General features: G+C 63.2%; 6 protein-coding genes. 3 read left to right on the top strand and 3 right to left on the bottom strand.

From position 1 onward, the window contains the following. Nucleotides 1-125: 125 nt before the first annotated feature. The 3 genes from folD to fixL form a co-directional block, all read right to left on the bottom strand. Nucleotides 126-983, bottom strand: coding sequence for a bifunctional methylenetetrahydrofolate dehydrogenase/methenyltetrahydrofolate cyclohydrolase FolD (gene folD, locus ACTHN9_RS03130; protein ID WP_440535293.1), 858 nt, complete (start codon nucleotides 981-983; stop codon nucleotides 126-128). A 358-nt stretch (nucleotides 984-1,341) separates the two neighbouring features. Next, nucleotides 1,342-1,986, bottom strand: coding sequence for an oxygen response regulator transcription factor FixJ (gene fixJ / locus ACTHN9_RS03125; RefSeq protein ID WP_440535292.1), 645 nt, complete (start codon nucleotides 1,984-1,986; stop codon nucleotides 1,342-1,344). Next, on the bottom strand, nucleotides 1,983-4,499 hold the full coding sequence (gene fixL / locus ACTHN9_RS03120; protein ID WP_440535291.1) for an oxygen sensor histidine kinase FixL: 2,517 nt from the start codon (nucleotides 4,497-4,499) through the stop codon (nucleotides 1,983-1,985). The genes fixJ and fixL overlap by 4 nt, the downstream gene beginning before the upstream one ends. A 271-nt stretch (nucleotides 4,500-4,770) precedes the next feature. Between fixL and aceE the strand changes: the two genes are divergently transcribed. The 3 genes from aceE to lpdA form a co-directional block, all read left to right on the top strand. Beyond that, nucleotides 4,771-7,467 carry a pyruvate dehydrogenase (acetyl-transferring), homodimeric type gene (gene aceE / locus ACTHN9_RS03115; RefSeq protein ID WP_440535290.1) on the top strand — a complete coding sequence of 899 codons (2,697 nt, stop codon included), beginning with the start codon at nucleotides 4,771-4,773 and terminating at the stop codon, nucleotides 7,465-7,467. Between the two features lie 84 nt (nucleotides 7,468-7,551). After that, a complete protein-coding gene (gene aceF / locus ACTHN9_RS03110) occupies nucleotides 7,552-9,228 on the top strand; it encodes a dihydrolipoyllysine-residue acetyltransferase (protein ID WP_440535289.1) in 1,677 nt (558 codons plus the stop codon). A gap of 274 nt (nucleotides 9,229-9,502) precedes the next feature. Continuing rightward, nucleotides 9,503-11,244: dihydrolipoyl dehydrogenase (gene lpdA / locus ACTHN9_RS03105; RefSeq protein ID WP_440535288.1), on the top strand; the 1,742-nt coding region annotated here is incomplete at its 3' end.

Raw genomic sequence — 11,244 nt, 5'->3', positions numbered from 1 at the left:
CGCGCGTGGCGCCCCGTATCGCCATTATTGGGGTGAGAGGCTTCGATTCCAATCGGCGGTCCGAATTTTCGTGGTGCCGAACGTTCGACACTGCGCGCGCGCCGGCGTTCGGCCGCGCGTCGCGATCAGCCGCGCGTCGCGCCGCGTTCCGCCGCTTCGATCGTGTTGACGAGCAGCATCGTGATCGTCATCGGACCGACGCCGCCGGGCACCGGCGTGATATGGCCGGCCACGTTCGACACGCCCGCGAAATCGACATCGCCGCACAGCTTGCCCGCCTCGTCGCGATTCATGCCCACGTCGATGACGGTCGCGCCCGGCTTGATCATATCGGCGGTGACGAGATTGCGTCGCCCCGTCGCCGCGACGACGATATCGGCCGCGCGCGTGACCGCGGCGAGATCGCGCGTCTTGCTGTGGCAGATCGTGACGGTGGCACCGGCGTCCAGCAGCATCATCGCCATCGGCTTGCCGACGATGTTCGAACGGCCGATGACAACGGCGTTCGCCCCTTGCAGCTCGATGCCGTAGGCCTCGAACATCTTCATGACGCCGTACGGCGTGCAGGGCCGGAACAGCGGCTTGCCCGTCATTAGGGCGCCTGCGTTGGCCACGTGAAAACCGTCGACGTCTTTCTCGGGCGCGATCGCTTCGATCACCTTGTGGCTATCGATGTGCGGCGGCAACGGCAGTTGCACGAGGATCCCGTGAATACGCGGGTCGCGGTTCAGCGCATCGATGCGGGCCAGCAGATCGGCTTCCGAGAGCGTGGCGGGGTAGCGATCGTACGAGGAGTACAGGCCATTGTCCTCGCACGCTTTCACTTTATTGCGCACGTACACTTCGCTGGCCGGGTTGTCGCCGACGAGCACCACGGCGAGCCCCGGCTGGTGGCCGCGTGCGGCGAGTGCGGCGGCGCGCGCGGCGACATCCGCGCGAAGAGTCTTGGAAAGGGCGAGGCCGTCGATCAGTTTGGCTGTCATGGTGGTCGGTCGAGAATAAAACGATGAAATACGGCGGTCGCGCGAAGTCGGTCGCAGGCGGAGTAGGCGCTGGACGACCGGCGGCAACGGGCCGTGCGCCCGAGGCGGCGCGATAGGCACATTCGGCGCCCATGGCCCGTCCGCGGCACGTCGAGCCATGGGCTTAAGGCCGGCAACAACCGGCGCAGACGCTGTCCGGTGCTCTCGCTGCCCGCGTGCGCGACAAAAGGGTAATTATAGCGTCGGATGCAAGGTCGACGAGGGGAGCGGCCCGGGCACCTCGGGGGGGGGCCGGGCTTGGGCGCAGAGCGTACGGCAGGCGCCGCTGAACGGGCGCTTGCCTTGAACCCTTGGACCGTTATGCCTGGTTGGCCGGCTTGTTCGACAACGCGAGGCGCAGCAGGTCCGCCACCGTGTTGACGTTGAGCTTTTCCATGATGTTGGCCCGGTGCGCCTCGACCGTCTTGATGCTGATGCCGAGGTCGTCGGCGATCTGCTTGTTCAGGCGGCCGGCAATGATGCGCTCGAGCACCTGGTGTTCGCGCGCGGTCAGCTTGCCGAGGCGCTCGGCCGCGGCGCGCTGCTGCTGCACGGTGGTGCTTTCGCTGCGGGCCTTGTCGAGCATGCGTTCGACGAGCTTGCGCAGTTCGGCTTCGTCGAACGGCTTCTCGATGAAATCCATCGCGCCTTTCTTCATCGTCGAGACGGCCATCGGCACATCGCCGTGGCCCGTGACGAAGATGATCGGCAACGCGGCATCTTCTGCGATAAGGCGCTCTTGCAGCTCGAGCCCGCTCATGCCGGACATACGCACATCGAGGATGAGGCAGGCGATCTGGCCGGCGTGCTGCGCCGGCTGGTACGCTTCCAGGAATTGCTCGGCGCTCGAGAAGCATTGCACGCGATAGCCGTTCGCTTCCAAAAGCCAGCGCAGCGAATCGCGCACGGCTTCGTCATCGTCGACCACGAAGACGGTTTCTTGACTGGTGGCTGGGCTGCTCATGTTTCTCCCGTTACGGTTTGTGGTCTCGGTGCCTCGACCGTGCCGCTGTGGCCCGGATCGCTAGGTTCGCCGATCGGCAGACTACAGTGAAACGTGGCGCCTGTGATCTTGCCGTCCGCATCGACGTTGTTCACAACCCACAGGCGGCCGCGATGCGATTCGATAATCGAGCGGCAAATATTCAGGCCCATGCCCATGCCGTCCGATTTCGTGCTGTAGAACGGTTCGAACAAGCGTTCGATCGCCGCTTCGTCCACGCCGGGGCCTTGATCGATCACGCTGATACAGACGAAGCCGGAATCGAGGCGGACGAGCACGCGAATGATCGGATCCACAGCGTTCGGGCGTGCGTCGTGCATCGCCTCCGCCGCGTTCTTGAGCAGGTTCACGAGCACTTGCTCGATCAACACCGGATCGACGTAGATGACAGGCAGGCGAGAACGGACTTCCGTCAGGATGCGAATGCGCCGCTTTCTGACCTCGATCTCGGCCAAGCCCACCGCGTCGGCCACGATGTCCGATACGCGCGCGGCTTGCCGCTTCGGTTCGCTGCGCTTCACGAATTCGCGGATGCGCTTGATGATCATGCCGGCCCGCACGGCTTGCTGGGCGGTTTTTTCCAGCACCGGCAGCAGCGTGTCGGGCGTCGTGCGCCCGGCCTTGACGAGCGCGACCGTGCCGGAGCAGTAATTGTTGATGGCCGCGAGCGGCTGGTTGAGTTCGTGCGCGAGCGACGACGCCATCTCGCCCATCGTCATCAGGCGGCTCGTGAAGTGCAGCTTCTCTTCTTGCTGGCGGGCGAGTTCCTGCGCCTGCTTGCGTGTGGTGATGTCGGTGGCGATCTGCATCTGCGCGAGATGGCCGTCCACCCACTGGATGTACTGGCGACGCACTTCGAACCACTTTTGGATGCTCTGGACGTAGATTTCCTGGGCGTCCGCGGCGCTTTCGGTCAGCGCGGCCGCCGGCAGGCCGGCATAGGCATCGACCATGTCGATCGAATCGGACGAGGCCTGCGCGCTGTCGAAGCCGCCGCCCGACAGTTCCAAATGGCCGTCGGGGCGGATGCCGAACAGGTGCCGATAGTAGCGGTTCGCGAAGAGCAACTCCGCCTCGTCCGCCGCCAGCACCGAGACGGCCGCATCCAGGCTTTCGAGCACCGTCGTGAACCGTTCGTGCGCGGCGGCGAGTTCCTCGCGCGCGCGCTTCGGTTCGGTGATGTCGGTCATGGACGACATCCAGCCTGTCTGGCGACCCGAGCTGTCGATGAGCGGCGAGACGTACAAGCGAGCATGAAACAGCGAGCCGTCCTTGCGCCGCACGCGCAATTCGAAGCCGGAGGAGGGCGCCTTGCCGCGCAGCGTCATGTCGAGCTGGCGCTGCATCTCGGGATACGAATCGCGCGGCCAATACGGGAACGGCGCCGTCTTGCCGACGAGATCGCTTTCGTCCCAGCCCGTCATCCGGCAAAACGCCGGGTTCACGTGCGTGATGCGCCCATGCATATCGAGCACGCGCATGCCGATCAGGACCGAGTTCTCCATCGCGCGGCGGAAGAACGCTTCGGCATAGAGCGCCTGCTGCGCCTCGAAGCGCTGGCGCGTGTGCTTCCACAAACTCCACAGGCTCCACAGCACGAAGCAGGAAAGACCGGCGACGAGCCATACGAGCGTGTTGTTCGTGAAGTTCGTGACTTGCGGAAACGCATACACGCGCACCGTGACGCCCTGGCCCGGCGGGTCGAGCGGCAAATCGTAGAAGATATCGCGCGGCAGGCGCGGGCGCGTGGAGGTGGTGGCCAGCTCGCGGTTATTCGCGTCCGTGATCGAAATCTTGTACTTCGCCGACAGCTCGGGCGGAATGTCGTGCTTGAGGATGCCCTCGATCGAAAAAACGGCCGCGATCGAGCCGAGAAATTCGCGATCGCGATAAATCGGCGTTTGCATCGTGAGGTAGCCGTTGCCGAGATCGTCGTAGATCAGCGGCGAGTAGACCTGACGCCGCGAGCTGCGGGCGTCGACGAACGCGGCCTTGACGGCTTCGTCCATCTGCGCGTCGGTCAGCCGCGCGAAGCGTTGGCCCGCGAGCGGCAGCGGGGTGTCCGGCCAACGAGGCTGTTTTTGGGTGGTGTACCAGTTCAGGTAGAGAATCTCGGGATGCGCCTGGATGATGTCGGCCGTCGACATTTCGAACGCATGCTGATCGGTATGGCCCGCGGCAATATCGCGCGCGAGCGCCTGCAACTGCTCTTGCGCGCCTGTCATCGACAAGCGAATTTGTTGCTGCGCCCAAGCCACGTTCCGGTAGAGCGTATCTTCTTGTTGTTGTTGCTCGCGCCTGTTCAAGCTCCAAAGGATGAGGCTCATCACCACCAGGAACACCAGGATGGAAAGCAATGGCGTGAGCAAATACGAATTGGACCACCACGGTCCGTGGTGCCAGCGTGACGGCGCCGTCTCCGTCCGGTTGCCGGACGGCCGCGCCGAGCGTGCGAAAAGCCGATCGGTCAACATGGCTCGAATTGTAGCGCAGCGCGCCACCGCCAATCGGCGTAAAAGGGGGGTATTCCCCGATCATTCGATGCAACTGAGGCCACATTGGCGCACGGTTGCCGTCAGATTTAGGTGCGTTGCAGCAATATTCCGCATTATGAGAAATCATCTCGTCATTCGAAAAATTGATTGCTAAGGCACCGTAAGCCTCTTTACAATCCCGGTCAGTTGCCGCGGTCCGACCCGGTCTGCGTCGTCTGTTCAAAGAGCATTCCCCATCCAGGAGACGAGAATGTCCGCTGTGCCCGACGAAGTCATGAAATATGTCGCCGCCGATAAAGACGACGACCCCCAGGAAACCGGCGAATGGCTCGACGCGCTCGAAGGGGTCATTTCTGCCGTCGGTCCCGACCGTGCGCATTACCTGATCGAAAAGCAGATCGAGTTCGCCCGCGTGCACGGCGAACACCTGCCGTTCTCGGCCAAGACGCCTTACATCAATACGATCCCGGTTTCGCGCCAAGCGAAGATTCCCGGCGATCAAGATCTCGAACACCGCATCCGCTCGTACACGCGCTGGAACGCGATCGCGATGGTGCTGCGCGCCGGCAAGCACACGAACGTCGGCGGCCATATTGCCTCGTTCGCGTCGGCCGCCACGCTCTACGACGTCGGCTTCAACCATTTCTGGCACGCCCCGTCGCCCGAACACGGCGGCGATCTGGTGTTCGTCCAGGGCCACTCGTCGCCCGGGATCTATTCGCGCGCGTTCTTGCTGGGCCGGCTGACGGAAAACCAGCTCGACAATTTCCGCCAGGAAGTGGGCGGCGAGGGTATCTCGTCGTATCCGCACCCGTGGCTCATGCCCGATTTCTGGCAATTCCCGACCGTCTCGATGGGCCTCGGCCCGATCATGGCGATCTATCAAGCGCGTTTCATGAAGTACATGCAGGCGCGCGGCATCGCGAAGACGGACGGCCGCAAGGTGTGGGCGTTCCTCGGCGACGGCGAAACGGACGAACCGGAATCGCTCGGCGCGATCGGCATGGCCGGGCGCGAGGGGCTCAATAACCTCGTGTTCGTCATCAACTGCAACTTGCAGCGCCTGGACGGCCCGGTGCGCGGCAACGGTAAGATCATCCAGGAACTCGAATCGGAGTTCCGCGGTGCCGGCTGGAACGTCATCAAGGTCATCTGGGGTAGCCGCTGGGACGCGCTGTTCGCGCGCGACAAGACGGGCGCGCTGATGCGCCGGATGATGGAAGTCGTCGACGGCGAATATCAAACGTACAAGTCCGAATCGGGCGCGTTCGTCCGCGAGCACTTCTTCAACACGCCGGAACTGAAGGCGCTTGTCGCCGATTGGTCCGATGAAGACATTTGGAACCTGAACCGCGGCGGCCACGATCCGCACAAGATCTACGCGGCGTTCCACGAAGCGCAGCACGCCAAGGATCAGCCGACGGTCATCCTCGCGAAGACGATCAAGGGCTACGGCATGGGCGAAGCCGGCCAGGCCATGAACATCACCCACCAGCAAAAGAAGATGCAGGTGGATCAGCTCAAGGTGTTCCGCGATCAATTCCGCTTGCCGATTTCCGACGAAGACATCGTCAACGTGCCTTACCTGAAGTTCGAGGAAGGCTCGAAGGAACTCGAGTACATGCGCGCGCGGCGCCAAGAGCTAGGCGGTTACCTGCCGGCGCGCCGGGAGAAGGCCGAATCGCTGCCGGTGCCGGAATTGGCCGCATTCGAGCCGCTGCTCAAGGGTACGGGCGAAGGCCGCGAGATCTCGACGACGATGGCGTTCGTGCGGATCTTGAACATCCTGCTCAAGGACAAGGCGCTCGGCAAGCGCGTCGTGCCGATCGTGCCCGACGAATCGCGCACGTTCGGCATGGAAGGTCTGTTCCGTCAGATCGGCATTTGGAATCAGGACGGCCAGAAGTACGTGCCGGAAGATTCCGATCAGCTGATGTTCTACAAGGAATCGGAGACGGGGCAGATTCTGCAAGAGGGCATCAACGAAGCCGGCGGCATGTGCGACTGGATCGCGGCCGCGACGTCGTACTCGACGCACGGCGAGATCATGGTGCCGTTCTACATCTTCTATTCGATGTTCGGCCTGCAGCGCATCGGCGATCTCGTCTGGGCGGCCGGCGACATGCGCTCGCGCGGCTTCCTGCTCGGCGGCACGGCGGGGCGCACGACGCTGAACGGCGAAGGCTTGCAGCACGAAGACGGCCACTCGCTGCTGTGGGCGCAATCGGTGCCGAACTGCCTGAGCTACGACCCGACGTTCGGCTACGAACTTGCCGTGATCATGCAAGACGGCCTGCGCCGCATGGTGCAGAACCAGGAAGACGTGTTCTATTACATCACCGTGATGAACGAGAACTACGAGCACCCGGCGATGCCGCAGGGCGAGCACGTGGCGCAGGACATCATCAAGGGCATGTACTCGTTCAAGAAGGCCGACGGGGCATCGAAGCAGCCGCGCGTGCAACTGATGGGTGCCGGCACGATCATGAACGAAGTGATCGCCGCAGCCGATCTGCTGAAGAACGACTGGGGCGTCGACGCCGACATCTGGGGTGTGCCGAGCTTCACGCAGCTTGCTCGCGAAGGGCAGGACGTCGCGCGCTGGAACCTGCTGCATCCGACCGAGCCGCGCAAGCTGACCCACGTCGAAACGCTGCTCAAGGACGCGAAGGGTCCCGTGATCGCATCGACCGACTACGTCCGTGCGCTCGCCGATCAGATCCGCGCCTACGTGCCGAACCGCTTCGTCGTGCTCGGTACCGACGGCTTCGGCCGCTCGGATACGCGCGAGAAGCTGCGTCACTTCTTCGAAGTCGATCGTTACTGGGTCACCGTTGCGGCGCTGAACGCACTGGCCGACGAGGGCACGATCGAGCGCAAGGTGGTGGCCGATGCGCTGGCGAAGTACAGCCTCGACGCCAACAAACCCAACCCGATGACCGTTTAAGGCAACGCCTTTGCGTGAGGCGATGCGCGCCCGCCGCTTGGAAACACGGCGGGCGCGCCTGTGTAAGCCCTGGAGACACGAACAATGAGTGAAGCGATTGAAGTCAAGGTGCCGGACATCGGCGACTACAAAGACGTGCCCGTCATCGACATTCTCGTGAAGGCCGGCGACACCGTCGAGAAAGAACAATCCCTCGTCACGCTCGAATCGGACAAGGCGACGATGGACGTGCCGAGCCCGCAGGCCGGCAAGGTCAAGGAAGTGAAAATCAAGCAGGGCGATTCGGTTTCCGAAGGCACGCTGATCGTGCTGCTCGAGCCGGTCGGCGGCGCCGCGCAAGCGGCCAAGCCCGCGCAGGCAAACGGCGCCGCGGCGCCCGCTGCCGCTAGCGCGCCGGCACAACCGGCACCGGCTCTGGCTGCCGCTCCCGCCGCGGCGGCCAGCGTGCAGGAAGTGAAGGTGCCGGACATCGGCGACTATAAAGACGTGCCCGTGATCGAAGTGGCCGTGAAGGTCGGCGATCGTATCGAGAAAGAGCAGTCGCTCGTCACGCTCGAATCGGACAAGGCGACGATGGATGTGCCGAGCCCCGTAGCCGGCGTGGTCAAGGAAGTGAAAGTGAAGGTGGGCGATTCGGTGTCCGAAGGGACGTTGATCGTGCTCGTCGAAGCGCAGGGTGCCGCGGCCGCGCCGGCCGCAGCACCGGCAGCACCGGCCAAGAGCATTCAGGCGCCGGCCGATTTGCCGCGCGAAGAGAAGCCGCACAGCATGCCGGCCCAGCCGTCGGCTTTGGCGCAAGCGCCGGTCATTCCCGCCGGCGAAGGCGGCGCACGCCGCCCGAGCCACGCTTCGCCTTCGGTGCGCAAGTTCGCGCGCGAACTCGGCGTCGACGTGGCTCAGGTGCAGGGCACGGGGCCTAAAGGCCGTATCACGCAGGAAGACGTGACTTCGTTCGTCAAGGGCGTCATGACGGGCCAACGCGCGGTTGCGGGCGCGGCGCCGGCCGCAGCAGGCGGTACCGGCGGCGAACTCAATCTGCTGCCCTGGCCGAAGATCGATTTCACGAAGTTCGGCCCCGTCGATCCGAAGCCGCTCTCGCGCATCAAGAAAATCTCGGGCGCGAACCTGCATCGCAACTGGGTCATGATTCCGCACGTCACGAACAACGACGAAGCCGATATCACCGAACTCGAAGCGCTGCGCGTTCAACTGAACAAGGAAAACGAGAAGGCCGGGGTGAAGGTCACGATGCTTGCGTTCGTGATCAAGGCCGTTGTCTCGGCGCTCAAGAAATTTCCGACGTTCAACGCCAGTCTCGATGGCGATAACCTCGTGTTTAAGCAGTACTACCACGTTGGGTTCGCCGCCGATACGCCCAATGGGCTCGTCGTGCCCGTCATCCGCGATGCAGATAAGAAAGGGCTCATCGAGATCGCCAAGGAAATGGCCGAGCTTTCGAAGCTCGCTCGTGACGGCAAGCTCAAGCCCGATCAGATGCAAGGCGGATGCTTCTCGATTTCCTCCCTCGGCGGAATCGGGGGGACCAACTTCACACCGATCATCAACGCGCCCGAAGTCGCCATTCTCGGGCTGTCCCGCGGCGCAATGAAGCCCGTCTGGGACGGGAAACAGTTCGTGCCCAAGCTCATGCTGCCGCTCTCGCTCTCCTACGATCACCGCGTGATCGATGGGGCCGAAGCGGCGCGCTTCAATGCGTATCTTGGTGCGCTGTTGGCCGATTTTCGGCGTGTGATTCTTTGATCTGAGGAACCTCGCGGGGGCGTGAGTCTTTTTTTGCGATTCACGCCCCGTCGTTGAACTTGCTTTCTTATCGGCCTGCTAGCGTCGCCCCTCCGCGGGGCAGCGGTCACTTTTCTTTGTCTTCCAAAGAAAAGTAACCAAAAGAAAGGCGCGTCCTTGGGCGGACGGCAAAGGTTGTCATTGTCATACGCCCGTAGTGACTGTCAGGCCCTAGGTTCGAGCTCACCTCGCTTCGGTATTCCTCGGTCAATCGCTAAACAAGAAGGGGACGTATATGAGTCTCATCGAAGTCAAAGTACCCGATATCGGCGATTTCAAAGACGTCGACGTCATCGAAGTCAACGTCAAACCCGGTGACGTCATCGAGAAAGAACAATCGCTGCTCACCCTCGAATCCGATAAGGCCTCCATGGAAGTGCCCAGCGACATCGCCGGCACCGTCAAGGAAGTCAAAATCAAAGCCGGCGATAAAGTCTCACAAGGCACCGTCGTCGCACTAGTCGAAACCTCCGCCAGCGCCGAAGCACCCGCCAAAGCCGCCCCGGCTCCCCAGGCAGCCGCGCCTGCGCCAGCCGCCGCTGCCGCGAAACCGGCTTCGGCTCCCGCTCCCCAAGCCGGTAGCTTCGCAGGCTCGGCCGATATCGAATGCGACATGCTCGTGCTAGGCGCCGGCCCCGGCGGCTATTCCGCCGCGTTCCGCTCCGCCGATCTCGGCATGAAAACCGTCCTCGTCGAACGCTATTCCACGCTCGGCGGCGTCTGTCTCAACGTCGGCTGCATTCCGTCCAAAGCCCTGCTGCACACGGCTCTCATCACCGACGAAGTCGCCGCGCTCGCCGATCACGGCATCACGTTCGGCAAGCCCCAAATCAACCTCGATAAGCTGCGCGAGTTCAAATCCGGCGTCGTCAAGAAGCTCACCACCGGCCTGGCCGGCATGGCCAAGGCACGCAAGGTCGAAGTCGTCACGGGCGTCGGCTCGTTCGTCGATCCGCATCACATGGAAGTGCAAGGCGAGGGCGGCAAGAAGATCGTCAAGTTCAAACAAGCGATCATCGCCGCCGGCTCCCAAGCCGTGAAGCTGCCGTTCATGCCCGAAGATCCGCGCGTCGTCGATTCGACCGGCGCCCTCGAACTGCGCCAAGTACCCCAGCGCATGCTCGTCATCGGCGGCGGGATCATCGGGCTCGAAATGGCCACCGTCTATGCAACGCTCGGCGCCAAAATCGATGTCGTCGAAATGCTCGACGGCCTCATGATGGGCGCCGACCGCGATCTCGTGAAGGTCTGGCAGAAATACAGCGCCAAACACTTCGCCAACGTCATGCTCAAGACGAGAACGGCCGCCGCCGAAGCGAAGTCGGACGGCATCTACGTGAAGTTCGAAGGCGAACAAGCCCCCGCCGAGCCGCAACGCTACGATCTCGTGCTCGTGGCCGTCGGCCGTAGCCCCAACGGCAAAAAGATCGGCGCCGATAAGGCCGGCGTAGCCGTGACGGATCGCGGCTTCATCGAAGTCGATAAGCAACTGCGCACCAATGTGCCGCACATCTTCGCGATCGGCGACGTCGTCGGCCAACCGATGCTCGCCCACAAGGCCGTGCACGAGGGCCACGTCGCAGCCGAAGCCGCACACGGCGAGAAGGCCTACTTCGATGCCATCCAGATCCCCTCGGTCGCCTACACGGACCCGGAAGTGGCATGGGCCGGCAAGACCGAAGACCAATGCAAGGCCGAAGGCATCAAGTACGGCAAGGCTGTCTTCCCGTGGGCCGCGTCCGGCCGCGCAATCGCCAACGGGCGCGATGAGGGCTTCACCAAGCTCATCTTCGACGAAGAAACCCATCGCGTGATCGGCGGCGGTATCGTCGGCCTGAACGCAGGCGATCTCATCAGCGAAGTATGCCTGGCCATCGAAATGGGCGCGGACGCCACCGACATCGGTCGCACGATTCACCCGCACCCGACGCTCGGCGAATCGATCGGCATGGCAGCCGAACTCTACGAAGGCGTCTG

Source organism: Trinickia sp. (assembly GCF_051953405.1).
Classification (GTDB): Bacteria; Pseudomonadota; Gammaproteobacteria; order Burkholderiales; family Burkholderiaceae; genus Trinickia.
This window is presented reverse-complemented; position numbering and strand designations above follow the sequence as displayed.

Excerpts from the sequence above, each read along its gene's own strand:
- folD (WP_440535293.1), bottom strand. The coding sequence starts at position 983 with ATGACAGCCAAACTGATCGACGGCCTCGCCCTTTCCAAGACTCTTCGC.
- fixJ (WP_440535292.1), bottom strand. The coding sequence starts at position 1,986 with ATGAGCAGCCCAGCCACCAGTCAAGAAACCGTCTTCGTGGTCGACGAT.
- fixL (WP_440535291.1), bottom strand. The coding sequence starts at position 4,499 with ATGTTGACCGATCGGCTTTTCGCACGCTCGGCGCGGCCGTCCGGCAAC.
- aceE (WP_440535290.1), top strand. The coding sequence starts at position 4,771 with ATGTCCGCTGTGCCCGACGAAGTCATGAAATATGTCGCCGCCGATAAA.
- aceF (WP_440535289.1), top strand. The coding sequence starts at position 7,552 with ATGAGTGAAGCGATTGAAGTCAAGGTGCCGGACATCGGCGACTACAAA.